Here is a 24,647-nt window from a genome sequence, read left to right as displayed (position 1 = left end):
GGTCGGCGCTGCCGGCCGCAAGGCGAGCCTGGCTGGAATGACGGTCATCTGAAAATGGCGAGGGGCCCGGCGCATCACGCCGAGCCCCTCATTGGTAGAAGCATCAGCCGGCCTGTAAGCCGGGTTCTGTAGGGCACCATTCTTGCGAATGATGCGCGACGGCCATTCCTCTGGGACAAGGTTTGCACCTTGCCTCGGGCAACCTACCCGGACAGCGGGCCTGACATCGCCCTGCGGTGTTATCGCGCATGCGCGAACTAACCGCGTTGCCGTCCCTATTCGGTTTTGCTCCCGGTGTGGTTTGCCATGCCGTCTCCGTTGCCGGAAACGCGGTGCGCTCTTACCGCACCTTTTCACCCTTACTTCCTCCGAGGAGGGAGCGGTTCGTTCTCTGTGGCACTTTCCCTGGGGTCGCCCCCGCCGGATGTTATCCGGCACCGCATGTCGATGGAGCCCGGACTTTCCTCCCCCGCGGCCTTTCGGCGCTTGCGGGAGCGGCCGTCCGGCCGACTGACGGCGTACGCATGCGGGCTTTGGCCGTCCGCGTCAAGCGATTGCGATGGTTAACCCCTGGCCCGGCGCCCGGTCGGTCCTCGATTTTGACATTCGCGGAGGAGGGGCCTTTGATATCGATTTGATCGATCCAAAGGTCGAGGTGCCATGGATACCGAACTGGCCCGGACGTTCCTGACGGTGGTGAGCGCCGGCAACTTCATCACCGCGGCGGAGCGGCTGCATGTCAGCCAGTCGACCGTCAGCACCCGCATCCACACGCTCGAGCAGCAGCTCGGCTGCGTGCTGTTCGTGCGCAACAAGGCCGGCACCACGCTGACGCCGGCGGGCCGGCAGTTTCAGCGCCACGCCTCGGTGCTGGTCCGCACCGTCGAGCAGGCGCGCCATGACGTCGGAATTCCCAAGGGATTTTCCGCGACGCTGGTGGTCGGCGGCCGCATCGGCCTTTGGGAAGAGTATCTGCTGCGCTGGCTGCCGCTGATGACGCGGGCGCATCCCGACATCTCGATCCGCGCAGAGAGCGCGCTCGAGCCCGAGCTGATGCAGGGGCTGGTCGAGGGACGCATCGACATCGGCGTGATGTACACGCCGCAGAGCCGCCCCGGCCTCAAGGTCGAGCAACTGTTCGAGGAGCAGCTCATCCTGGTGTCGACCGATCCGAAGAGCGCGCCGGAGCCGGGGCCGGGCTATGTCTATGTCGATTGGGGACCCGAATTCTACGCGCGCCACGCCACGCTGTTTCCGAATTTCGCCGGCCCCGCGCTGACGGTGAACATCGGCTGGCTCGGCTTGCAGCATCTCTTGGAGAATGGCGGCTCCGGATTCTTTGCGCGCCGTATCGTGGAGCCGCTCTTGAAGGCGCGGCGGCTGCACGCCGTCGCCGGCGCACCTGGCTTTGCGATGCCGGCCTATGTCGCCTATCCGGCTGACAGCCAGGACGATCACCTGGCGCGCGCGGTCGAGACCATGCATCGGCTCGCCGCGTACCAGGTTAACACGAGCGCGGACCTCCCGCGGGCCAAGCCCGCCACGCGGCGGCGGCGCTGACCGCGATTGCTATCGGCATCGTCGATCAGTTCCATCGGCTTTCTTCGCTTGTCAGCGCAAACGTCCGCGTTCACAGCAGGATCGGGATCAGCAGGAGGTCAAACGATGGATATTGCGGCTGCGGTGGGAGATGCATTGTTCAATGGCGCATCCGACGCGATCGTTGCGACCGATGCCGAAGGCCGCATCACGCTGTGGAATCCCGGCGCGGTCAGGATGTTCGGCTTCAGCGCCGAGGAGGCGATCGGACAATCGCTCGATTTGATCATTCCGGAGAATCTGCGCGCGCGTCACTGGGCCGGCTTCCGGCACACGATGGCGACCGGGACGAGCCGCTACGGTCAGGGCGATCTGCTGTCAGTGCCGGCGCTGACTAGGCACGGCACGCGCATCTCAGTCGAGTTCACCATCGTGATGCTGCACGATGCGGCGCACAAGGTCGCCGGCACCGTCGCCGTGATGCGTGACGTGACCAAGCGTTTCGAGGAGCTCAAGGAGTTGCGGCGCCGCGCCGCGCAGCAGGCCGGGACATCGTCGTAAAGGCTGTGAAGCCATGCCGTCATTGCGAGGAGCGGTAGCGACGAAGCAATCCATCGCTCCGCATATGCGGACAGATGGATTGCTTCGCTTCGCTCGCAATGACGCGGATAAGGCCACAAGCTCTAGGTCATCCCCTTCGGGAGCCGGTCACGGCAGCTGGAGCTACTTTCCAGATCGCAGGCGGGTTTCCGCGAGTGCGGTCACGAGGCCGATGACCAGCATCGAGGCGACGATGTCGGCTTCCGCACCGAAACCAAATGCGATCACCGTCGCTGCGGCAACCGCCGCAAGGATCGCGATGGTCAGCCCTTCGTCGGCGATCAGCTGACGCAGCGCCTTCAGGCGCGTGGTGCCCCGTTGCATTGCCTGCTCACACGCCGAGCGGATGGCCGCCCGCAGCGATGGTCGAGGCGACCTGACTGGCGTGGTGGCGCGGTTTTGCGGCGATCCGGCTGCGCAGGATCCGGTACAGCATCGACTGCAGCAGCCGGGAAAGGCGCGTTGCTGTCTGCGGCAGTGGTGTCATGGCGAAGTCCTCCGGGCATCCCGACCTAAGGCTACGCGCCGCCATGAATTTAACAAACGAATAATACTGGCGGTTACTATCGGATTATCCGATATAAGTCTGCTCCGTGGCCTGCCGCGCAGGCGAGGCATTCACGCGGGGCGGCCAAAATAATTTATCCTGACGATGTCGTCCTGCGTGTCGCCCGTTCGACTGGGTGTCGGCGATCCAGCCGATCAAGAGGAGTTCTCAAGATGCAATACCTGTTGCTGATCTACCGGAGCGACGCGGAATATGGCGGCATGAATGCCGACGACCGCAAGGCCCTATCGGCGGAGTATGCGGTCTACACCCAGTCCATCATCCAGAGCGGACACTTCAAGGCGGGAGACGGGTTGCAGCCGGTATCGACCGCGACCACCGTGCGGGTGCGCGACGGCAAGACGCTGACGACCGACGGGCCGTTTGCGGAAACCCGCGAACAGCTCGGCGGCTACTATCTCGTCGATGCCAAGGATCTCGACACGGCGCTCGGCCTTGCGGCGCGGATTCCCGGCGCCAAGACTGGCTCGATCGAAGTCAGGCCGGTGATGATCTACGACAAGTGATGGTTTCGTCGTTCCGGGGCGCGCGAAGCGCGAACCCCAATGCGCAATTGCGCATTGGGGAACCTCGAGATTCCGGGTTCGATGCTTCGCATCGCCCCGGAATGACGGTGAGACCATGACCCCCAGCCAGATCGAAAAAGTGTTTCGCGACGAGGCGGGCCGGGCGCTCGCAACGCTGATCCGGCTCGTCGGCGATTTCGATCTGGCCGAGGATTCGCTTCAGGATGCCTTTGCGGTGGCGCTGCAGCGCTGGCCGATCGGCGAATTCCCCTCCAATCCGCGTGCCTGGCTGGTCAATGTCGGCCGCAACAAGGCGATCGACCGCGTCCGTCGCGCGGCGACGTTTCGCGGCAAGCAGCAGGAGCTGACGCATCAGATCCTGCTCGATGCGGAGTCCTCGCCCGAGCCGGCCGATGCAACGCTCGACGACGACATGCTGCGGCTGATCTTCACCTGCTGCCATCCGTCCTTTGCCGCCGAGGTCCAGGTCGCGCTGACCTTGCGCACGGTGTGCGGGCTGACGACGGTCGAGGTCGCGCGCGCCTTCCTGGTGAGCGAGGACGCCATGGCGCAGCGCCTCTTGCGCGCCAAGCAAAAGATAAAACTCGCCGGCATTCCCTATGAGGTGCCGGAGCGCGAGGCGCTGGAGCCGCGCCTCACCGGCGTGCTCGCCGTGATCTACCTCGTCTTCACCGAAGGTTACGCGGCGACCGCCGGCGAGGATCTGATGCGGCCCGATCTTGCGCGCGAGGCGATCCGGCTGGCGCGGCTGATCGATGCGCTGATACCGGCGCGTGGCGAGATCAAGGGGCTGTTGGCGCTGATGCTGCTGCATGATGCGCGGCGCGCCGGCCGCCAGACCGCCGGCGGCGATATCGTGCTGCTCGAGGAGCAGGACCGTTCGCTGTGGGATTTCCAGCAGATCGCCGAAGGCCTCGAATTGGTCGAGGAGGCGCTGCGGATGCCGGGCCGGCCGCAGTCCTACGCCGTGCAGGCCGCGATCGCCGCGCTGCACGCGCGGGCGCCGAGTTACAAGGACACCGACTGGCCGCAGATCGCCGGTCTCTATGAGGTGCTGCTGCGCATCAGCCCGTCGCCGGTGATCGAGCTCAATCAAGCCGCCGCGGTGTCGATGGTCGACGGCCCGGCGCGCGCGCTTGACCTGATCGACGCGCTGGACGCGCGCGGCACTTTGAAGGGATATGACCAGCTGCCTGCGGTGCGCGCCGATCTGCTGCGCCGCCTCGGCCGCAAGGACGAAGCGCGGCAGGCCTATCTCGCCGCAACGGCAGCCACGCAACTCGAACCGCTGCGGCGGCTTTATGCGCGGCGCATCGCCGAGATGGGGTGACGCACCCCATCTCGTGCGTGGCCTGTGACGGCGCGCGATTCATCCACGATCGTCAGCGCGTCGTGCGGCGTTGAGCGTGCTCAGTACCCTGTCTTTGCTTTGGCGCCGGTGCTCGACTGCCCGGTCGTCGCCCCACTCGACATGCCGGTCGTGGTGCCGGGTGCCATCTTTGTCTTTTTCTGCGCATGATGGACTTTGTGGGTCTTGTGCTTGGTCGACATGGTCTTGTCCTGGGTCGACATAGCGCTTGCGGCTGTCGGAGCGACGATGAGGCCGATGGCGACAGCTCCGGCGATGAGTGCTTTGAACATGGACGAATCTCCACTCGGACCGCCCCAGCTAGAAAGACGGCATATGCCGGAAAGTTCCAATGTGCACGAACACTTGGCCGGAAAATGCACCGCTCCGCGCAATGACGGACGGAGGCGAGCCTAGCTCGACGCGACCACCGTCGCCGCATCGGGCGGCAGGCTCTCGAGCAGCGCGTGCAGCGTCGCCATGGTGGAGCGGTCGGCGATCCCGTCGATGCGCTCCGGGCGGAAGTGGCGCTGGAAGGCGGTGACGACCTCCATGGTCGGGCCGTCGAACTTGCCATTGGTCGGGATGTTGTAGCCGTAGCGCCGGAACGCGGCCTGCATGTTGGAGACGCTGTCGCTGATCGCACCGAGCTGCAGCGCGTCGCCGCGCACGACCGGCGCCGGCTGCACCCAGTGCCCGACGCCGGAATTGGCCAGCGAGTGCCACGGGAATTTCTCGCCGGGATCCTTCTTGCGCGCCGGCGCCACGTCGGAATGACCGAGCACGCGATGCGAGACGATCTTGCGGCGAAGCATGATGCCGCGGCACAGCGCGATGACGGCCGCGATCTGGCGCAGCGGAAAGTCCGGATAGCCCCAATCGTGACCGCGATTGACGATCTCGACGCCGATCGAGCAGGAGTTGATGTCGTCATCGCCGGCCCACGCCGACACGCCGGCGTGCCAGGCGCGCTTGCTCTCCGGCACGCACTGCACGATGCGGCCGTCCTCGAGCACGATGTAGTGCGCCGAGACCTCGGTGCCGGCCGTGCAGAGCTGGGTGATCGCACCCTCGACGTCGGGCATGCCGGTGTAGTGCAGCACGATCATGTCGGGTTGCCGGCCATTGGCGCGATCGCCGAAGTTCGCCGATGGGATCACGTCGGAGGCGATCGAGGAATCCGGCGTGAACGTCTTCGCGTCCGCCACCCCCTTTGGAACAGGGAGGGCGCGCTGACGCTTCGGATCAGCGTTGCCGGACGAAGACGAACTTGAAGCCATACGAATCACTCAAACCCGAACCAGGAGAAAGCATTTTGACATATGGATAAACAAATAGGCGTTTACTATTCCTTTACCGTGCGGGCCGCGCAATCGACGCCTGCCGGTTCCACGATCCGCACGATGCGCCGCGTCATTGTGCCGGGAGTGGGTCGCGAGGGCATCACTCGAATGCGGATCAAAGGCGCGCGGTTCCGCTAACCGATCATCAACGTTTTCTTAACGTTAAGTGCCGTTACTGAGAGGTGAAGTGCCGAACCGGTTTCGGGGGACGGCCAAAGGACGCTGAGCCCCGCTGTTTGCGCGAAATCCCATGGAAACCCTCCCAATTCCGGTCGGATATCAGGATTTGCGGCCGAGGACGGGAGTTGGCGCTGGCGTCACGCAGCGGCTTTTTCACGCGTTTTCGAGCGAAGTGGATACCGGTTCGCGTGAAGAAAACGCGTCAAGACAGGAATCCAGAGCCCCGTTCCGATCCAATCGGAGCAAAGAAGGCTCTGGGCGCGAGGATTCGAGGCGCAATGAGTCGGCGCGCACCCAGCTTGCATGCCAGTTACGCGGCTCCGCCCGGGAGCGGCGCATGAGCGAGCGTGCGCCGCGTCACATTTCGGTGCTGGGCCGCGAGGCGGTCGCGTATCTCGCTCCGCGCGCCGGCGGCATCTATGTCGACGCGACCTTCGGTGCCGGCGGCTACAGCCGGGCGATCCTCGATGTCGCCGAGACCCGCGTGATCGGGATCGACCGCGACCGCACCGCGATAACCGGCGGCTTCGATCTGGTCGACGGCGCGGGCGGTCGGCTGACGCTGGTCGAGGATCGCTTCTCCAACCTCGCCGAGGTCTGCGCGTCGCAGGGGATGGATACGGTCGACGGCGTCGTGATGGATGTCGGCGTCTCTTCCATGCAGCTCGACCAGGCCGAGCGCGGCTTCTCGTTCCGCCTCGGCGGTCCGCTCGACATGCGGATGGCCCAAAGCGGCCCGACCGCGGCCGATGTGGTCGCGGCGGCTTCCGAGAAACAGCTCGCCGACATCATCTATGTTTTCGGCGAGGAGCGCCATTCGCGCGGCGTCGCCCGTGCCATCGTCGCCGCGCGCAAGGACGCGCCGATCACGACGACCGACGCGCTTGCCGATATCGTCGCGAAAGTCGTGCGCGCCAAGCCGATCGAGATCCATCCGGCGACGCGGACCTTCCAGGCGCTGCGCATCTTCGTCAATGAAGAGCTCGATGAGCTCTATCTGGCGCTCGCAGCCGCCGAGCGCGTGCTGAAGCCGGGCGGCCGGCTCGTCGTGGTTTCCTTCCATTCGCTGGAAGACCGCATCGTCAAGAATTTCCTCACGGAACGCGGCAAGGTCTCCGCCGGCTCGCGGCATTTGCCCGAGGTGGCGCAAGCGGCGCCGAGCTTTCAGATCCTGACCAAGCGTCCGGTGACGCCTGATGAGGCCGAGCTTACCGCCAATCCGCGCGCGCGATCGGCCAAGCTGCGTGCCGCCGAACGCACCGCGGCGCCGGTGCACGCCGACGACGACCTGCCGTCATGGCCGCGCCTGTCCGACCTGAAGCGGGGAGGGTGACGATGCGCCTTCTCCATCTCCTCGTCATCGGCATGCTGATCTTCGCGGCGTCCTATGTCTACCGCATCAAGATGGAATCGACCGCGCGCGTCGAACGCGTGCTGCAGCTCAATGCCGAGATCCGCGAGCAGCGCAACGCGATCGCCGCGTTGCGCGCCGAATGGGCCAAGCTCGATGCGCCGCTCCGGCTGCAGGGCCTCGCCGAGCGCCATCTGCCGCTGAAGCCGGTCAACGCCAACCAGTACGATTCCCTGAAGAACCTGCCGGAGCGGCCGCCGAGCTTCACGCGGCCCGGTTCGCGCGATCCGATCGGCGCGATGATCGACACCATCGAGGCCGCCGCGGCGCCCGACAGCACGACCGGATCGATCGACAAGGCGGCGACCGACCAGCCGGCCGCCGACCAGCCTGCGCCCGATGACTCCGGGCAGGGCGGGGGAGATCAGCAATGACGGGACCAGCCATGACCGATCCGGCACCCGCCAACACGCCGGCGGTGAAACCCGCCGAGCCCTGGAACCAACGGCTGATCCGCACGCTGCTGTATGGCAGCAATGTCGACCGCGCCGCCAAGGCGCGCGCGCGCGTTGGCCTCGCCATCCTCGCTTTCGCCGCGGTTTATTGCGTGCTGGCGGGGAGGCTGGTGCTGTTTGCCGTCGGCGCCGACAGCCATGGCGCGCGCCGCACGGCCTCGCAGGACGCCATCGCGACGGCGCGGCCGGACATCACCGACCGCAATGGCGAAATCCTCGCCACCGACGTCAAGGCGCCGAGCCTGTTCGCCGAGCCGCGCCGCCTCATCGACAAGGACGAGGCGATCGAGCTCTTGACCGGAGCCTTGCCCGATCTCGACACCAGCGAAGTGCGCGACCGCCTGTCGTCGCGCAAGGGCTTCGTCTGGCTGAAGCGCGAGATCACGCCGAAGCAGCAGAGCGACATCCATCGCCTTGGCCTTCCCGGCGTCGGTTTCCTGCGCGAGAACAAGCGCGTCTATCCGACCGGCAACGAGGTCGCCCACCTGATCGGCCTGGTCAACATCGACAACCAGGGCATCGCCGGCATGGAGAAGTGGCTGGACAGCAACGGTCTGGCCGATCTGCATCGCGCGGGCTTCGCCACCGACCGGCTGCAGAAGCCGGTGGAGCTCTCGGTCGACCTGCGCGTCGAGCACGCGCTGCGCGACGAACTGCTCAAGGCAAAGGAGAAGTTCAAGGCCAAGGCCGCCTCCGGCCTCGTCTCCAACGTGCGCACCGGCGAGATCGTGGCGATGGTGTCGCTGCCGGATTTCGATCCGAACAATCCGAAGGAGGCGCACGATCCCGATCGCATCAACCGCCTGACCACCGGCGTCTACGAGATGGGCTCGACCTTCAAGGCGTTCACGCTGGCGATGGCGCTGGATAGCGGCCGGTTCGACCTCAACTCGATGTGGGATGCGCGCGGTCCGCTGCACTACGGCAAGTTCGCGATCCATGACGATCACAACATGGGCCGCATGATCAACATGAAGGAGGTGTTCTACTATTCCTCCAACATCGGCGCCGGGCGCATTGCGCTGGCGATGGGTGTCGATGCGCACAAGGCGTTCCTGCGCAAGATGGGGCAGCTCGAGCGGCTGCGCACCGAACTGCCGGAGAGCGCGTCGCCGATCGTGCCGAAGAAGTGGGGAGAGTTGAACACCGTCACCATCTCGTTCGGTCACGGCATCGCGGTGGCGCCGCTGCAGGCGGTGATGGGCATCGATGCGCTGGTCAATGGCGGCTACCTGATTCCGCCGACCTTCCTGAAGCGCACCGAGCAGGAGGCGATGGCGCTCGCCAAGCGCGTCATCAAGCCCGAGACCTCGGACAAGATGCGCTATCTGATGCGGCTCAATGCCGAGATCGGCACCGCGAAGAAGGCCGACGTCAAGGGCTATTATATCGGCGGCAAGACCGGCACCGCGGAGAAGGTGATCAACGGCCGCTACGCCAAGAAGCGCGTGCTCAACGCCTTCACCGCGATCCTGCCCGCCGACAATCCGAAATACCAGCTCCTGATCATGCTCGACGAGCCGCAGCCCCTGAAGGAGACCTACGGGTTCATCACCTCGGGCTGGAATGCGGTGCCGACCGGCGGCAATGTGATCGCCCGAATTGCGCCGCTTTTGGGCGTTGAACCGCGATTCGACCTGCCGCCGTCCGACCGCCTTATTCTTGCGGCATCCAGAACAACCCAGTAAGGCGTATATTCACGGCATGATCCGGACCGGAACGGCCGCGTTAGCGAAAAGTGCGATGCGGTTTTCCGGATAGATCATGCTCAAGCGACGGCGCCAGAACGGCGCCGGCCAGACTGGAAGATCATGAGACTTCGCGACCTCTTCGACGCCGATGCCACGATCGATCCAAGTGCCGACACCATCGTCGTCGGAGGGCTTGCGGTCGACAGCCGGGCGGTGAAGCCGGGCGACCTGTTCTTCGCGCTGGCCGGCAGCAGGACCGACGGCGCGCGCTTCGTCGACGCGGCGATTGCCGCCGGCGCGGTCGCGGTCGTCAGCGACCATCTGCCGCAAGGTCACGCTCGCGCCCCCTTCGTCATCACGCCGAATCCGCGCCGCGCGCTGGCGCTCGCCGCGGCCAAATTCTTTTCCCGCCAGCCGGCGACGATCGCGGCGGTGACCGGCACCAGCGGCAAGACCTCGGTCGCAGCGTTCACGCGCCAGATCTGGCAGCGGCTCGGTCATTCCTCCGCCAGCATCGGCACCATCGGCCTCGTCTCGGACAAGCGCACGGTCTACGGCTCGCTGACCACGCCGGATCCGATTGCGCTGCATCGCCAGCTCGACGAGATCGCGAGCGACGGCGTCACGCATCTGGCGTTCGAGGCGTCCTCGCACGGCCTCGACCAGTATCGTCTCGACGGTGTGCGCATCGCCGCCGGCGGCTTCACCAATTTGTCGCGCGACCACATGGATTATCATCCCGATGTCGCGCATTACCTCAACGCAAAACTCCGTTTGTTCCGCGATCTGGTCGCTCCAGGCGGCGCGGCGGTGATCTCGGCCGATCATGACTGTTCGGGCGAGGTGATCGATGCGGCGAGCTCGCGCGGCCTGCGTATCATCGCGGTCGGCCGCAACGCCGATGCAAGCGATGGCATCAGGCTCCTCGATGCCGCCATCGAAGGCTTTGCCCAGCGGCTCCTGGTCGAGCACCGCGGGCACACACACGCGATCCGGCTGCCGCTGGTCGGCGAATTCCAGATCGAGAATGCGCTGGTCGCGGCCGGGCTTGCGATCGGCACCGGCAGCGCCGCCGCCGACATATTCGGCTGCCTCGAACATCTCGAAGGCGCCAAGGGCCGGCTGGAATTCGTCGGCGAGCATAATGGCGCGCCGATCTTCGTCGACTACGCCCACAAGCCCGACGCGCTCGCCAAGGCGCTGCAGGCGCTGCGGCCCTATGCCAAGCGCAAGCTCGTCGTGATCTTCGGCGCCGGCGGCGACCGCGACGCCGGCAAGCGTCCGATCATGGGCGCGATCGCGGCCGAGAATGCCGATCAGGTCATCGTCACCGACGACAATCCGCGCAGCGAGAAGCCGGAGGCGATCCGCGCGGCGATCATGGCGACGGCGAAGGGCGCGCGCGAGATCGGCGACCGCGCCGCGGCGATCCGTGCCGGCATTGCCGGTCTCGCGCCTGGCGATGCGCTGGTGGTCGCCGGCAAGGGCCACGAGGTCGGGCAGATCGTCGGCAACACGACGCTGCCGTTCAGCGATCACGAAGCGGTCGCCAGTGCACTGGCTGCGGAGGGCGCATGAGCACGATGTTGTGGACCTCGGATGCGATGGCGACGGCGATGCGCGCCGCCACGCAAGGCGCGCTGCCGGACGGCGTCACCGGTCTCTCGATCGACAGCCGCAGCATCGCACCTGGCGAGGCGTATTTCGCGATCAAGGGCGACGTCCATGACGGCCATGCCTTTGTCGAGGCGGCGCTGAAGGCCGGCGCCGGGCTCGCGGTGGTCGAGACCGCGCAACGGGCAAAGTTTCCCGCCGACGCGCCGCTGCTGGTGGTCGACGACGTGCTCGCCGCTCTCGTCGAACTCGCCCATGCCTCGCGCGCGCGGCTCAACGCGCAGATCATCGCGGTGACCGGCTCTGTCGGCAAGACCTCGACGAAAGAGGCGCTGCGCCGCGTGCTGTCGGCGCAGGGGGAGACCCATGCCTCGGTGGCGTCGTTCAACAATCACTGGGGCGTGCCGCTGTCGCTGGCGCGCTGTCCGGCCAGCACGCGCTTTGCGGTGTTCGAGATCGGCATGAACCATGCCGGCGAGATCACGCCGCTGGTGAAGATGGTGCGCCCGCACGTCGCAATCATCACCACGATCGAGCCGGTGCATCTGGAATTCTTCGCCGGCATCGAGGCGATCGCCGACGCCAAGGCGGAGATCTTCGCAGGGCTCGAGCCCGATGGCGCGGTCGTGCTCAACCGCGACAACGGACAATTCGCGCGGCTGCAAAAGCAGGCAAAGCAGGCCGGCATCTCGCGCATCGTCTCGTTCGGCACCGACAAGCGCGCCGAGGCGCGGCTGCTCGACCTGTCGCTGCACGCGACCTGCTCGGCGGTGCATGCGGATATTCTGGATCACGACATCACCTACAAGATCGGCATGCCCGGCCGGCACATGGCGATGAACTCGCTGGCGGTGCTCGCCGGTGCTTCGCTGCTCGGCGCCGATATCGCGCGCGCCGCGTTGTCGCTGTCGCAGCTCGAGGCGCCGACCGGCCGCGGCTTCCGCCGCACCCTCGAGGTCGGCCATGGCGAGGCGATGCTGATCGACGAGAGCTACAACGCCAACCCGGCCTCGATGGGCGCCGCGCTCAACGTGCTCGGCCAGGCCCAGACCGGGCCGCATGGCCGGCGCATCGCCGTGCTCGGCGACATGCTCGAACTCGGGCCGACCGGGCCCGAACTGCACCGCGGCCTCAACGAGGCCGTGACCGCCAACCGCATCGACCTCGTATATTGTTGTGGTCCGCTGATGCGGAATCTGTGGGATGCCCTTTCCACCGGCAAGCGGGGAGGCTATGCCGAGAGCTCGGCGGCGCTCGAAGCGCAGGCGGTCGCCGCGGTCCGTGCCGGTGACGTGATCATGGTGAAGGGCTCGCTGGGATCGAAGATGAAGCTCATTGTCAGCGCGCTGGAAAAACGCTTCCCCGACAAGGCCGCGCACGAAGAAGCGGTATAGGACTCCTCGAATGTTCTACTGGTTGATCGAACTGTCCAACACCGTTCCGGGGTTTGGGGCGTTCCGCAGCGCTTTGAACGTGTTCCGCTACATCACCTTCCGCACCGGCGGCGCGATGGTGACCGGCGCATTGTTCGTGTTTCTGTTCGGGCCCTGGATCATCGATCATCTGCGGCTGCGGCAGGGCAAGGGCCAGCCGATCCGCACCGATGGCCCGCAGTCGCATCTGATCTCCAAGAAGGGCACGCCCACCATGGGCGGTCTGATGATCCTGTCCGGGCTCGTGGTGTCGACGCTGCTATGGGCCAATCCGCTCAATCCCTACGTCTGGATCGTGCTGGCGGTGACGCTCGGCTTCGGCTTCGTCGGCTTCTATGACGATTATTTGAAGGTCACAAAGCAGTCGCACAGCGGCTTCGCCGGCAAGCTGCGGCTCCTGATCGAGGCGGCGATCGGGCTCGCCGCCACCTACGCGCTGGTCCGGCTCGGGCGCGACGTGTCCTCGACGTCGCTGGTGATTCCCTTCTTCAAGGACCTCGTGATCAACTTCGGCTGGTTCTTCGTGATCTTCGGCGCCTTCGTGATGGTCGGCGCCGGCAATGCGGTGAACCTGACCGACGGCCTCGACGGTCTTGCCATCGTGCCGGTCATGATCGCCGCCGCCAGCTTCGGCATGATCTCGTACCTGACCGGCAACGCGGTGTTCTCGGATTATTTGCAGATCAATTACGTCGCCGGCACCGGCGAACTGGCGGTGCTGTGCGGCGCGGTGCTTGGCGCGGGCCTCGGCTTCCTCTGGTTCAACGCGCCGCCGGCCTCGATCTTCATGGGCGACACCGGCTCGCTGGCGCTCGGCGGCATGCTCGGCGCGACGGCGGTTGCGGTGAAGCACGAGATCGTGCTCGCCGTGATCGGCGGCCTGTTCGTGCTGGAGGCGGTCTCGGTCATCGTCCAGGTCACCTCGTTCAAGCTCACCGGCAAGCGCGTGTTCCGGATGGCGCCGCTGCACCATCATTTCGAGCAGAAGGGTTGGACCGAACCGCAGATCGTGATCCGGTTCTGGATCATCTCGGTGATGCTGGCGCTCGCCGGCCTGTCGACGCTGAAGCTGCGCTGATGATGAAGAAGCCCTCCCACTGTCATTCCGGGGCGTGCGAAGCACGAACCCGGAATCTCGAGATTCCGGGTTCTCGCTGCGCGAGCCCCGGAATGACGGAGGTTGCGTCATGATCCCGGTCACCTCCTTCTCCGGCAAGACGGTCGCGGTGTTCGGGCTCGGCGGCTCCGGGCTCGCGAGCTGCCACGCGCTGAAGGCCGGCGGCGCGGAGGTGATCGCCGCCGACGACAATGCCGACAACGTCGCCAAGGCGGCGCAGGCCGGCTTCACCACCGCCGATCTGCGCACCGTGTCGTGGGCGAATTTCGCCGCATTGATCCTGACTCCCGGCGCGCCGCTGACCCATCCGGCGCCGCACTGGAGCGTGCTGAAGGCGCGCGAGGCGGGCTGCGAGGTGATCGGCGACGTCGAACTGTTCTGCCGCGAGCGCCGCCGTCACGCGCCGAACGCGCCGTTCGTCGCCATCACCGGCACCAACGGCAAATCGACCACCACGGCGCTGATCGCGCATCTGATTGATGTCGCCGGCTACGACACCCAGATGGGCGGCAATATCGGCACCGCGATCCTCTCGCTGGAGCCGCCGCGCATGGGCCGCGTCCATGTGATCGAGATGTCGTCCTACCAGATCGACCTCGCACCGTCGCTCGATCCGTCGGTCGGCATCCTGATCAACATCAGCGAGGATCACATCGATCGCCACGGCACGCTCGAGCATTACGCCGCGGTCAAGGAGCGGCTGGTCGCCGGCGTGCAGGCCGGCGGCACCGCGATAACAGGCGTCGACGACATCTGGTGCCGCAACATCGCCGACCGGCTCGATCGCGCCGGCAAGCGCGTGGTACGCATCTCGGTGAAGAACCCGCTGCCCGACGGCCTCTATGTCGAGCACGAGACCATCGTGCGCGCATCTGGCGCGGCGCGCAGCGAGATCGCGCGGCTGGGGGGCATCGGCTCGCTGCGCGGCCTGCACAATGCGCAGAACGCCGCCTGCGCCTCGGCCTGCGCGCTGGCGATGGGGATCGCAACCGACGTTTTGCAGAACGGCCTGCGCAGCTTCCCGGGTCTCGCGCATCGCATGGAGCAGGTCGGCCGCCGCGGCAACGTGCTGTTCGTCAACGACTCCAAGGGTACCAACGCGGATGCGGCCGCGCATGCGCTGTCGTCGTTCGCCGACATCTATTGGATCGCCGGCGGCAAGCCGAAGGCCGGCGGCATCACCAGCCTGACCGAATATTTCCCGCGCATCCGCAAGGCCTATCTGATCGGCGAGGCGGCGGCCGAATTCTCCGGCACGCTTGGCGAGCGCGTCCCGCACGACATGTCCGGCACGCTCGACGTCGCGATCGCCAGCGCCGCGCGCGATGCCGAGGCATCGGGTCTCGCCGAGGCCGTCGTGCTGCTGTCGCCGGCCTGCGCCTCGTTCGACCAGTACCGCAATTTCGAAATCCGCGGCACCGCCTTCCGCGACATCGTCCAGGCGCTGCCCGGCGTCAAGCCGGTGGTGTGACGTCACGTAGGGCGGATTGGCGCAGCGTAATCCGCCATTCGGTGCCGGGCGATGACACCGAGATGAAGTGCGCAGTGACGGTACGTCGTATCGCGCGAGAACTATCCTCATCGTCGTCCTGGCGAAAGCCAGGACCCATTACCCCAAATCTCAATCGTTGCGCGACGCTGGGGCCGCGGTAGCGTCCATTATCAAGCGCGGTGGTTATGGGTCCTGGCTTTCGCCAGGACGACGTCGGGATGGGCCCAACCACCTCCCTCAAAAGTTACCTATCCCGTTAACCCCTTGGAAACCATCCTGCGCCACGAATGGACGTTATCTCTGCCATCTGGGGACGCCCATGCTCGCCCGTGACCAACGCACCCCGTTCTCGGACTGGTGGTGGACCGTCGACAAGCTGCTGCTTGTTGCGATCGCCGCGTTGATGCTGGCCGGCGTCATCCTGTCGCTGGCGGCGAGTCCGCCGGTGGCGACCCGGATCGGGCTCGATCCGTTTCACTTCTTCAACCGCCACGTCATGTTCCTGGTGCCGTCGCTGATGGTGCTGATCGGCGTCTCGTTCATGACGCCGCGGCAGATCCGGCGCACCGCGCTGATCGTGTTCGCGGTCTCGATCGCGCTGATCGTGCTGACGCTGCTGATCGGACCCGAGGTCAAGGGTTCGCGGCGCTGGATCACGCTGCTCGGCGTCAACATCCAGGCCTCCGAAGCCGCAAAGCCCTCCTTCGTCATCGTCGCGGCATGGCTGTTTGCGGAATCGACCAAGCGGCCGGAGATGCCGGCGACCTCGATGGCGCTGGTGCTGTTGCTGACGCTGGTCACGCTGCTGGTGATGGAGCCCGACTTCGGTCAGACCATGCTGATCCTCACCGTCTGGGGCGCGCTGTTCTTCATCGCGGGCATGCGGATGATCTGGGTGTTCGGGCTCGCCGGCGCGGCGGGCGCGGGCCTGTTCGGCGCCTATCTCCTGGTGCCGCACGTCGCCGGCCGCATCAAGCGTTTCATGAATCCCGCCTCCGGCGACACCTTCCAGGTCGACACCGCGATGGAGGCGTTCTGGAACGGCGGCTGGTTCGGCTTGGGGCCGGGCGAGGGCATCGCCAAGCGCAGCCTGCCGGACAGCCACACCGACTTCGTGTTCGCGGTCGCCGCGGAAGAGTTCGGCATCATCCTCTGCTTGATGCTGGTTGCGCTGTTCGGTTTCATCGTGATCCGCACGCTGACCCGCGCCTATGCCACCGAGGACATGTTCTCGCGCTTCGCAGCCTCGGGGCTTGCGATCCTGTTCGGCGTGCAGGCGACGATCAACATGGCGGTCAATCTGCAACTGATCCCGGCCAAGGGCATGACGCTGCCGTTCATCTCCTATGGCGGCTCCTCGTTCGTGTCGCTCGCCTATGGCGTCGGCATGATGCTGGCGCTGACGCGGCAGCGGCCGCGCACCGAGATCGAATCGATGGAAGGCGCCAGCGCTCAACGCGCCTACGCGTAGGTGAACCCTTGTTGTCATTGCGAGGAGCGAAGCGACGAAGCAATCCATCCCTCCGTTCTGCGGGGCTATGGATTGCTTCGCTTCGCTCGCAATGACGATGTAGAAGGCGGCCATGGACAACGCGCCCCTGATTCTGCTGGCGGCCGGTGGCACCGGCGGCCATCTGTTCCCGGCCGAAGCGCTCGCCGTGGAATTGATCAGGCGTGGCCTGCGGGTCCGGCTCGCGACCGACGGCCGCGCGCTGCGCTATTCCGGCCTGTTCGGCCGGGAGAGCATCGACCTAGTGCCCAGCGCGACCGTGCGCAGCCGCAACCCGATCTCGCTGGCGCGGACCGTGCTGATGCTCGGCTACGGCACGCTGGTTGCCGCCAATCTGGTGCGCCGGCTGAAGCCCGCGGCCGTGGTCGGCTTCGGCGGCTACCCGACCTTGCCGCCGCTGATGGCGGCGCGGCTGCTCGGCGTCCCCGGCATCATCCACGACGCCAATGCGGTGCTCGGCCGCGCCAACCGTTTCCTCTCCGGCCGCGTCAATGCGATCGCGACCTCGCTGCCCGGCGTGCTCGATCGCGATCCCGCGCTTGCCGGCAAGGCGACCACCGTCGGCACGCCGATGCGGCCGGCGATCCTCGCCGCGGCTGCGGTGAAATACACGGCACCCGAGCCGAACGCGCCGCTGCGCCTGCTTGTCGTCGGCGGTAGCCAGGGCGCGCGGGTGATGAGCGATATCGTGCCGCCGGCAATCGAGCAGCTCGCGCCCACGCTGTGGAGCCGCCTGATCGTCACTCAGCAGGTGCGCGAAGAGGACATGAATCGGGTGCGCGCGGTCTACGACCGGCTCGAGATCAACGCCGAGCTCGCGCCGTTCTTCGCCGACCTGCCGGCGCGCCTCGCCTCGAGCCAACTGGTGATCTCGCGCTCCGGCGCGGGGACCGTCGCCGAGCTCGCCGCGATCGGCCGGCCCTCGATCCTGGTGCCGTTGCCGGGCGCGATCGATCAGGACCAGTTCGCCAATGCCGGTGTGTTGTCGCAGGCGAACGGCGCGCTGCGCATCGCGCAGAGCGATTTCACGCCGGAGCGGCTCGCCGCTGAAATTTCGACCTTCGCCGCCGAGCCCGCGAGGCTGGCCGCGATGGCGGCGTCGGCGCGCGGCGTCGGCCGGCTCGATGCCGCCGAGCGGCTGGCCGATCTGGTAGCGAAAGTGGCCGGAATTTAGGCCGCTTTCGAGGAATTTCGGCCGTGGGACGCCATGGCCGGGCTTGTCCCGGCCATATCAGTCTTTCATAAGTCGAAGAAGTGCCGGGGTGAGTCCGGACACGATGAAGGTGTTAGCAAAATGAGACTGCCGCGCGAGATCGGACCCATTCACTTCGTCGGGATCGGCGGCATCGGCATGAGCGGCATCGCCGAGGTGCTGATCAATCTCGGCTACACCGTGCAGGGTTCCGATGCTTCGGACAATTACAACCTCGACCGGTTGCGCAAGAAGGGCGCCAAGGTCTCGGTCGGCCACACCGCCGAGAATGTCGACGGCGCCGATGTCGTCGTGGTCTCGACTGCGATCAAGCGCGACAATCCCGAACTGATGGCGGCGCGCGCGCGGCGCATTCCGGTGGTGCGGCGCGCCGAGATGCTGGCGGAACTGATGCGGCTGAGGAGCTGCGTCGCGATCGCCGGCACCCATGGCAAGACCACCACGACGACGATGGTGGCGACGCTGCTCGATGCCGGCGGGCTCGATCCGACCGTGATCAATGGCGGCATCATCAATGCCTATGGCTCCAACGCGCGGCTCGGGGCCGGCGACTGGATGGTGGTCGAAGCCGACGAGAGCGACGGCACCTTCCTGAAGCTGCCGTCCGACGTCGTCATCGTCACCAATATCGACCCCGAGCATCTCGATCACTTCAAGACCTTCGAGGCGATCCAGGACGCGTTCCGCAATTTCGTCGAGAACGTTCCGTTCTACGGCTTTGCCGTGATGTGCACCGATCACCCCGTGGTGCAAACTCTCGTCGGCAAGATCGAAGACCGCCGCATCATCACCTACGGCCAGAACCCGCAGGCCGATGCGCAGCTCAAGGATCTCACGCCGATGGGGGGCGGCTCGAAATTCTCGGTCGCGATCCGCGATCGCAAGTCCGGCGCGGTCCATGAGATCGCCGATGTCATGCTGCCGATGCCGGGGCGCCACAACGCATCGAATGCGACGGCGGCGATCGCGGTCGCGCACGAGCTCGGCGTGTCCGATGACGTCATCCGCCAGGCCATGGCCGGCTTCGGCGGCGTCAAGCGGCGCTTCACCAAGACCGGCGAGACCAACGGCATCACCGTGATCGACGACTACGGTCATCATCCGGTCGAGATCGCAGCCGTGCTGAAGGCGGCGCGGGAATCCGTCAACGGCAAGATCGTCGCCGTGGTGCAGCCGCATCGCTACACCCGCCTGCAATCGCTGTTCGAGGAATTCTGCACCTGCTTCAACGATGCCGATGCGGTCGTCGTCGCGGAGGTCTATCCGGCGGGCGAGGCGCCGATCGCCGGCATCGACCGCGACCATTTCGCCGCCGGCCTGCGCGCCCACGGCCATCGCAACGTTGTCCCGCTGCCGAACGCGGGCGAACTCGCGAAGATCGTGCACGGTCTTGCCAAGCCCGGCGACCTCGTCGTCTGCCTCGGCGCCGGCAACATCACGCAATGGGCCTACGCGCTGCCCGACGAGTTGAAGGCGCTGGGGTGATGATGGCCTCGTATCCATCCTCGTCATGGCCGGGCTTGTCCCGGCCATCCACGTCTTCACTGCACTATCGTGTCGTACAGGTCGTCCCAGTTCGGGTTCGCTGCGATGATCTTGCGGATCTTCCAAGCGCGCGGCCAATGCTTGATGGTGTGTTCGCGCTGGATGGCTGTACGGATGTCGTCAAAGTGCTCAAAGTAGACGAGTCGCTTCAGTCCGTATCGCTGCTCGAGTATCCGGCGGACAAGATCGCTCGTTACCCCAACGTAGAGCACGCCGTTCGGACGGTTGGTCAGAAAATAAACGTATCCCCCTGCCATGTGGAGATACTGCAAGACGTGGATGGCCGGGACAAGCCCGGCCATGACGGATGGAGAGGTTACCCATGACCTTTCCCGACATCACGCCCGACCTGAAAGCCGCGATGCCGGAGCTGCGCGGGCGGCTGCTGGCGAACCAGTCGCTGGCGGAGCTGACGTGGTTTCGCGTCGGCGGGCCGGCGCAGGTGTTGTTCACGCCGGCAGATGAAGATGACCTTGCCTATTTCCTGACGCGCCTGCGGCCGGAGCTGCCGGTCTATGTCGTTGGCGTCGGCTCCAATCTGATCGTGCGCGATGGCGGCATGCCCGGCGTCGTGATCCGGCTCGCGCCGCGCGCCTTCGGAGAGACCAGCGCGGCCGGCGATGTCGTCACCGCTGGTGCTGCGGCGCTCGACAAGCGCGTCGCCGAGACGGCTGCGGCGGCTGGCATCGGCGGCATGGAATTCTTCTTCGGCATTCCCGGCACGGTCGGCGGCGCGCTGCGCATGAATGCCGGCGCCAATGGCGGCGAGACCAAGGACGTGCTGATCGAGGCCACCGGCATCGGCCGCGACGGCACGAAGCATACGTTCGGCAATGCCGACATGAAGTTCGTCTACCGCAACAGCGGCGTCGATCCGTCCATCGTGTTCACCTCGGCGTGCTTCCGCGGCAGGATCACCGATACTGAGGTGATCCGCGCCCGCATGAACGAGGTGCAGAGCCATCGCGAGACCGCACAGCCGATCCGCGAGAAGACCGGCGGCTCGACCTTCAAGAATCCGCCCGGCAACAGCGCCTGGAAGCTGATCGATGCCGCCGGCTGCCGCGGCCTCAAGGTCGGCGGCGCGCAGGTGTCGGAGATGCACTGCAATTTCCTGATCAACACCGGCAACGCCACCGGGCACGACATCGAGACGCTCGGCGAGACGGTGCGCGAACGGGTCAAGCAAAGCAGCGGAATTGAGCTACACTGGGAAATCAAGCGGATCGGAAATTCATCGTAGTCGTCATTCCGGGGCGATGCGCAGCATCGAACCCGGAATCTCGAGATTCCGGGTCTGGTCCTTCGGACCATCCCGGAATGACGGAAGTAGCGAAGACAGGCAAAGAAGATGCAGGTGACCATTCTGTTCGGCGGCACCAACAAGGAGCGGCTGGTCTCGGTGGCGAGCACGCAGGCGCTGCACCGCGCGCTGCCCGACGCGGATCTCTGGTTCTGGGATGTCGACGACACCGTGCATGCGGTGACGTCGGAAAAACTGCTCGGCCATACGCGGCCGTTCGAGGTCGACTTCAAACCCGACGGTCGCGGCATCGCACTCGATCAGGCGCTCGACAAAGCGAGCGCCGAGCGGCGTGTGCTGGTGTTCGGTTTGCACGGCGGCCGCGCCGAGAATGGCGAATTGCAGGCGATGTGCGAGCTGCGCGGTGTCGCGTTCACCGGCTCCGGCTCGGCATCGTCGCATCTGGCGTTCGACAAGCCGTCGGCGAAGCGTTTCGCCGCGATCGCAGGTCTCAACGCGCCGCAGGGCATCACAGTCGAGCAGATCGATGACGCCTTCGCGAAACATGGCAGACTGATTGCAAAACCCGCCAAGGACGGATCGAGCTACGGGCTGATCTTCGTCAACGCGAAGCAGGATCTCGTCGCGGTCCGCAACGCCGCGAAGCATGAAGAGTATCTGATCGAGCCGTTCGTGTCGGGCGTGGAGGCGACCTGCGGCGTGCTCGAGCAGTCCGACGGCTCCGTGTTCGCGCTCCCGCCGATCGAGATCGTGCCGGGGGAGGGAACCTTCGACTACACAGCCAAATACCTGCTGAAGTCGACCCAGGAGATCTGTCCCGGCCGTTTCGCGCCCGAGGTCAGCGCCGCGATCATGGACCATGCGCTGCGGGCGCACCGCGCGCTGTCCTGCACCGGCTACTCGCGCAGCGATTTCATCGTCTCGGCCAATGGCCCGGTCTACCTCGAGACCAACACCCTGCCGGGGCTCACCGCGGCATCACTGTACCCTAAGGCCTTGAAAGCACAGGGCATCGCCTTTGCCGACTTCCTCACCGACCAGATCGAGCTCGCCCGCCGCCGCGTCCGAGGTTAATGCCCGGCCGGGCGGGAACCCGCCAGGTCGGCCGGATGGAACCCGGCTGCTGTTGCTAAAATGCTAACGAGTTCGCGGCAAAGTACTCACAGCGTTGATCAAAACACGCTCCAGGCCGAAGTCGTTTACCGTTTGTTTACCAGGAAGCCCGAAGGTTAACGCTGGCGGCGCATGTAGCGCTTGGCTGCCGGGGCGTGAGCTGTCGCGGATTACCGCTTCGAGGATCGCAACGAGGGAACAGGGGGCCACTCTAATCCCACCGGTCTAGCCGAGACGTGATTTGTGCCGGGACCCGCGGGGTTTGCGGGCACAACATGTGACGAGCTCGTGCAATGGATGGTGCAGGACGCCTCACCCGATCGCTGCGATCGCTGGGGCCTCAAGCTGACCTGAGAGCAGCCGCTATTGGAGCGGCGGTGCTGCTGCGTGAGTATGTCGGCGCCCATCTCGCACGTCGTCGCCGGCGCCCCGCCAAGCGGCCGCAAGTCATCATCGATCGCGAGCCGCCGAACCGCTACATCCTGATGGTCGAACGCTATCTGCCGCGCCGCATCGGGCTGGTCGCGACGCTCGCGATCCTGTTCGGCAGCCTGGGCCTTGGCATCGTCAAAGGCGGCCATGTCGAGGAATTCACCACCGCGCTCAGCGACACCCGCAACGCGCTCGCCAACACCGCCGGCTTCCGCATCACCACCGTCGGCATCAACGGCCGCAAGCAGCTGAGCCAGGACGAGGTGCTCGCGATCGGTGGCGTCAATGGCCGCTCCTCGCTGCTGTTCCTCGACGCCGACACCGTGCGCGCCAAGCTGAAGGCCAATCCCTGGATCGCGGATGCCACGATCCTGAAGCTCTATCCGGGCCGGCTGCAGATCGACATCGTCGAGCGCACCGCCTTCGCGCTGTGGCAGCAGAACGGCCGCCTGTCGGTGATCGCCTCCGACGGCGCGGTGCTCGAGCCCTACGTCTCGCGCCGCTTCCTCAATCTGCCGCTCGTGGTCGGCAAGGGCGCCGACGTCAGAGCCCACGACTTCCTGGCGCTGCTCGACCGTTACCCGCAGGTGCGTTCGGTGACCAAGGCCGCGATCTTCGTCGGCGAGCGGCGCTGGAACCTGCGCCTCAAGGACGGTCTCGACGTCCGCCTGCCGGAGAACGACGTCGGTAACGCGCTCGCTGCGCTCTCCAGGCTCGACAAGGATGAGAAGCTGTTCTCGCGCGACATTGTCGCCGTCGACATGCGCCTGCCCGATCGGCTGATCGTGCAATTGTCCGAGGACGCCGGCAAGGCGCGCGACGAACTGTTCAAGGACAAGAAGTCCAAGAAGAAGGCCGGTGACTCCGCATGACCGGCCTCGATCGCAATTTGACCCCGAAGACCCGCCCGATGCAGAAGCGCACCGCGATGGTGGCTTCGCTCGATGTCGGCTCCAGCAAGATCGCCTGCATGATTGCGCGGCTGAGGCCGTCGCCGCCGAACGAGGCGCTGCGTGGGCGCACCCATGCGGTCGAATTGATCGGCTACAGCCAGATCCAGTCGCGCGGCGTCAAGGCGGGCTCCGTCGTCGATCTCGCCGAATGCGAGAAGGCGGTGCGCCATGCGGTGGCGCTGGCCGAACGCATGGCCAAGGTCCGTGTCGAATCCGTTCTGCTGTCGGTCTCCGGCGGCCGGCAGCATGGCCAGCTGGTCGAAGCCGCGGCCGATATCCGCGGCGGCTCGGTCACCTCGGACGATATCAGCCGCGTCACGTCGGCTGGCATGCGCCACGCCGCCGGCGCGGGCCGTACCGTGCTGCATGCGCTGCCGGTCGGCTACGCACTCGACGGCGTCAAGGGCATCCGCGATCCCAGAGGCATGGTGGCGCGCCAGTTCGGCGTCGACATGAATGTGGTGACGTCGGACGCGACGGTCGCCAAGAACCTGATGCTGGTGGTCGAGCGCTGCCATCTCAACGTCGAAGCCATGGCGTCGAGCCCCTATGTCGCGGGCCTCTCGGTGCTGACCGATGACGAAGCCGATCTCGGCGCTGCCGTCGTCGAGATGGGCGCGGGATCGACCACGATCGCGACATACTCCGGCGGACGTCTCGTGCACGCATCCGGATTTGCGCTCGGCGGGCAACACATCACGATGGATCTTGCGCGCGGCATCGGCGCGTGCATTGCGGATGCCGAGCGAATCAAGACCTTATACGGCACGGTGCTGACCGGCGGTTCGGACTCGCGCGAGCTGATGTCCGTTCCCACCGCAGGCGATGATCGGGAGACACCGCAAATCGTGTCCCGCGCCACGATTGCGAACATTGTCCGGCATCGCGCCGAGGAGATTTTCGAAATGGTCCGTGACCGGCTCGCGGATTCCCCCTTTGCGGCAGAGCCGAGGGCGCGCGTGGTGTTGAGCGGCGGCGCCTCGCAGCTCACCGGCACCGTCGAGCTTGCCACCCGCATCCTGAATCGTCAGGTCCGCATCGGCCGTCCGCTCGGCTTCGGCCGGCTGCCGAACGAGGCGAAGGGCGCCTCGTTCTCGGTGCCCACGGGCCTCCTGGTCTATCCGCAATACGCACATCTTGAACATGTCGAACCGCGGCGCACGCGGCAGCTCAGGACAGGGACAGACGGTTACTTCGGAAAGGTCGGACGATGGCTTCGCGAGGGCTTCTGATGACCGCACCCCGGCTCACAGCATTTTCACCAGCTCCGGCGGCCAGCGGCCGGGACGAACCAACGCG

The 24,647-nt window shown here is 66.0% G+C and carries 23 protein-coding genes, 1 other RNA gene and 1 pseudogene; 19 read left to right on the top strand and 6 right to left on the bottom strand.

Features of this window, described 5'->3' with window-relative positions; translation table 11 throughout:
- Positions 1 to 99 precede the first annotated feature (99 nt).
- An RNA gene (gene rnpB / locus IF803_RS10300) (RNase P RNA component class A) lies at positions 100 to 514 on the bottom strand.
- A 146-nt stretch (positions 515 to 660) separates the two neighbouring features.
- Here rnpB and IF803_RS10295 point away from each other — a divergent pair.
- Positions 661 to 1,560, top strand: coding sequence for a LysR family transcriptional regulator (locus IF803_RS10295; protein ID WP_461192064.1), 900 nt, complete (start codon positions 661 to 663; stop codon positions 1,558 to 1,560).
- 105 nt (positions 1,561 to 1,665) lie between these two features.
- Positions 1,666 to 2,100, top strand: coding sequence for a PAS domain-containing protein (locus IF803_RS10290; protein WP_461192063.1), 435 nt, complete (start codon positions 1,666 to 1,668; stop codon positions 2,098 to 2,100).
- A 162-nt stretch (positions 2,101 to 2,262) separates the two neighbouring features.
- Here the strand turns inward: IF803_RS10290 and IF803_RS10285 are convergent, their stop codons facing one another.
- Together IF803_RS10285 and IF803_RS10280 are read right to left on the bottom strand one after the other, a co-directional pair.
- The gene (locus tag IF803_RS10285; protein ID WP_038383082.1) at positions 2,263 to 2,463 is read right to left on the bottom strand and encodes a hypothetical protein; all 201 of its coding nucleotides are present in this window, start codon (positions 2,461 to 2,463) and stop codon (positions 2,263 to 2,265) included.
- A 7-nt stretch (positions 2,464 to 2,470) separates the two neighbouring features.
- On the bottom strand, positions 2,471 to 2,626 hold the full coding sequence (locus IF803_RS10280; protein WP_461192062.1) for a hypothetical protein: 156 nt from the start codon (positions 2,624 to 2,626) through the stop codon (positions 2,471 to 2,473).
- 233 nt (positions 2,627 to 2,859) lie between these two features.
- On the opposite strand from IF803_RS10280, the gene IF803_RS10275 reads away from it, so the two are divergent.
- Positions 2,860 to 3,213, top strand: a complete 354-nt coding sequence (locus IF803_RS10275) for a YciI family protein (RefSeq protein ID WP_028342194.1) — start codon at positions 2,860 to 2,862, stop codon at positions 3,211 to 3,213.
- A gap of 115 nt (positions 3,214 to 3,328) precedes the next feature.
- Positions 3,329 to 4,564 carry an RNA polymerase sigma factor gene (locus tag IF803_RS10270; protein ID WP_461192061.1) on the top strand — a complete coding sequence of 412 codons (1,236 nt, stop codon included), beginning with the start codon at positions 3,329 to 3,331 and terminating at the stop codon, positions 4,562 to 4,564.
- An 80-nt stretch (positions 4,565 to 4,644) separates the two neighbouring features.
- On the opposite strand, the gene IF803_RS10265 is transcribed toward IF803_RS10270, so the two are convergent.
- Positions 4,645 to 4,875 (bottom strand): hypothetical protein, encoded by a 231-nt coding sequence (locus tag IF803_RS10265; RefSeq protein ID WP_461192060.1) that lies wholly within the window; start codon positions 4,873 to 4,875, stop codon positions 4,645 to 4,647.
- A gap of 120 nt (positions 4,876 to 4,995) precedes the next feature.
- Positions 4,996 to 5,862, bottom strand: a complete 867-nt coding sequence (locus IF803_RS10260; protein ID WP_304496442.1) for an N-acetylmuramoyl-L-alanine amidase — start codon at positions 5,860 to 5,862, stop codon at positions 4,996 to 4,998.
- Positions 5,863 to 6,442: 580 nt separating this feature from the next.
- Here IF803_RS10260 and rsmH point away from each other — a divergent pair.
- The 10 genes from rsmH to murC all read left to right on the top strand — a co-directional run bounded on the left by rsmH (position 6,443) and on the right by murC (position 19,526).
- On the top strand, positions 6,443 to 7,438 hold the full coding sequence (gene rsmH, locus IF803_RS10255; RefSeq protein ID WP_461192059.1) for a 16S rRNA (cytosine(1402)-N(4))-methyltransferase RsmH: 996 nt from the start codon (positions 6,443 to 6,445) through the stop codon (positions 7,436 to 7,438).
- Positions 7,439 to 7,440: 2 nt separating this feature from the next.
- Positions 7,441 to 7,890, top strand: a complete 450-nt coding sequence (ftsL, locus tag IF803_RS10250) for a cell division protein FtsL (protein WP_035632058.1) — start codon at positions 7,441 to 7,443, stop codon at positions 7,888 to 7,890.
- A gap of 11 nt (positions 7,891 to 7,901) precedes the next feature.
- Entirely contained in the window at positions 7,902 to 9,659 is a 1,758-nt protein-coding gene (locus tag IF803_RS10245; RefSeq protein ID WP_050385389.1) for a peptidoglycan D,D-transpeptidase FtsI family protein, read from the top strand.
- A 123-nt stretch (positions 9,660 to 9,782) separates the two neighbouring features.
- Positions 9,783 to 11,240 carry a UDP-N-acetylmuramoyl-L-alanyl-D-glutamate--2,6-diaminopimelate ligase gene (locus tag IF803_RS10240; protein ID WP_461192058.1) on the top strand — a complete coding sequence of 486 codons (1,458 nt, stop codon included), beginning with the start codon at positions 9,783 to 9,785 and terminating at the stop codon, positions 11,238 to 11,240.
- On the top strand, positions 11,237 to 12,670 hold the full coding sequence (locus IF803_RS10235) for a UDP-N-acetylmuramoylalanyl-D-glutamyl-2,6-diaminopimelate--D-alanyl-D-alanine ligase (RefSeq protein WP_461192057.1): 1,434 nt from the start codon (positions 11,237 to 11,239) through the stop codon (positions 12,668 to 12,670). Before IF803_RS10240 ends, IF803_RS10235 begins: the two co-directional genes overlap by 4 nt.
- 10 nt (positions 12,671 to 12,680) lie before the next feature.
- Positions 12,681 to 13,787 (top strand): phospho-N-acetylmuramoyl-pentapeptide-transferase, encoded by a 1,107-nt coding sequence (gene mraY / locus IF803_RS10230; RefSeq protein ID WP_016846578.1) that lies wholly within the window; start codon positions 12,681 to 12,683, stop codon positions 13,785 to 13,787.
- Between the two features lie 109 nt (positions 13,788 to 13,896).
- Positions 13,897 to 15,297 carry a UDP-N-acetylmuramoyl-L-alanine--D-glutamate ligase gene (gene murD, locus IF803_RS10225; RefSeq protein ID WP_461192056.1) on the top strand — a complete coding sequence of 467 codons (1,401 nt, stop codon included), beginning with the start codon at positions 13,897 to 13,899 and terminating at the stop codon, positions 15,295 to 15,297.
- Positions 15,298 to 15,637: 340 nt separating this feature from the next.
- Positions 15,638 to 16,789, top strand: a complete 1,152-nt coding sequence (gene ftsW / locus IF803_RS10220) for a putative lipid II flippase FtsW (RefSeq protein ID WP_028342184.1) — start codon at positions 15,638 to 15,640, stop codon at positions 16,787 to 16,789.
- A 112-nt stretch (positions 16,790 to 16,901) separates the two neighbouring features.
- A complete protein-coding gene (gene murG, locus IF803_RS10215; protein ID WP_461192055.1) occupies positions 16,902 to 18,002 on the top strand; it encodes an undecaprenyldiphospho-muramoylpentapeptide beta-N-acetylglucosaminyltransferase in 1,101 nt (366 codons plus the stop codon).
- A gap of 120 nt (positions 18,003 to 18,122) precedes the next feature.
- Complete coding sequence (gene murC / locus IF803_RS10210; protein WP_461192054.1) at positions 18,123 to 19,526, top strand: UDP-N-acetylmuramate--L-alanine ligase; 1,404 nt, start codon at positions 18,123 to 18,125, stop codon at positions 19,524 to 19,526.
- Between the two features lie 56 nt (positions 19,527 to 19,582).
- On the opposite strand, the gene IF803_RS10205 is transcribed toward murC, so the two are convergent.
- A complete protein-coding gene (locus IF803_RS10205; RefSeq protein WP_461192053.1) occupies positions 19,583 to 19,888 on the bottom strand; it encodes a GIY-YIG nuclease family protein in 306 nt (101 codons plus the stop codon).
- Between the two features lie 20 nt (positions 19,889 to 19,908).
- Between IF803_RS10205 and murB the strand changes: the two genes are divergently transcribed.
- The 5 genes and pseudogenes from murB (at position 19,909) to ftsA (ending at position 24,580) form a co-directional block, all read left to right on the top strand.
- Entirely contained in the window at positions 19,909 to 20,829 is a 921-nt protein-coding gene (gene murB, locus IF803_RS10200; protein ID WP_461192052.1) for a UDP-N-acetylmuramate dehydrogenase, read from the top strand.
- A gap of 108 nt (positions 20,830 to 20,937) precedes the next feature.
- The gene (locus IF803_RS10195; RefSeq protein WP_461192051.1) at positions 20,938 to 21,924 is read left to right on the top strand and encodes a D-alanine--D-alanine ligase family protein; all 987 of its coding nucleotides are present in this window, start codon (positions 20,938 to 20,940) and stop codon (positions 21,922 to 21,924) included.
- Between the two features lie 98 nt (positions 21,925 to 22,022).
- Positions 22,023 to 22,317 (top strand): annotated as a pseudogene (locus IF803_RS10190) (D-alanine--D-alanine ligase); the annotation flags it as partial.
- On the top strand, positions 22,257 to 23,267 hold the full coding sequence (locus IF803_RS10185; RefSeq protein ID WP_157346167.1) for a cell division protein FtsQ/DivIB: 1,011 nt from the start codon (positions 22,257 to 22,259) through the stop codon (positions 23,265 to 23,267). The pseudogene IF803_RS10190 and the gene IF803_RS10185, both read left to right, overlap by 61 nt.
- Entirely contained in the window at positions 23,264 to 24,580 is a 1,317-nt protein-coding gene (ftsA, locus tag IF803_RS10180) for a cell division protein FtsA (RefSeq protein ID WP_028332543.1), read from the top strand. The genes IF803_RS10185 and ftsA overlap by 4 nt, the downstream gene beginning before the upstream one ends.
- Positions 24,581 to 24,647 lie beyond the last annotated feature (67 nt).

Source organism: Bradyrhizobium sp. UFLA06-06 (assembly GCF_054820065.1).
Note: the sequence above shows the minus strand (reverse complement) of the source record. Positions and strands in the feature narration are given on the sequence as shown.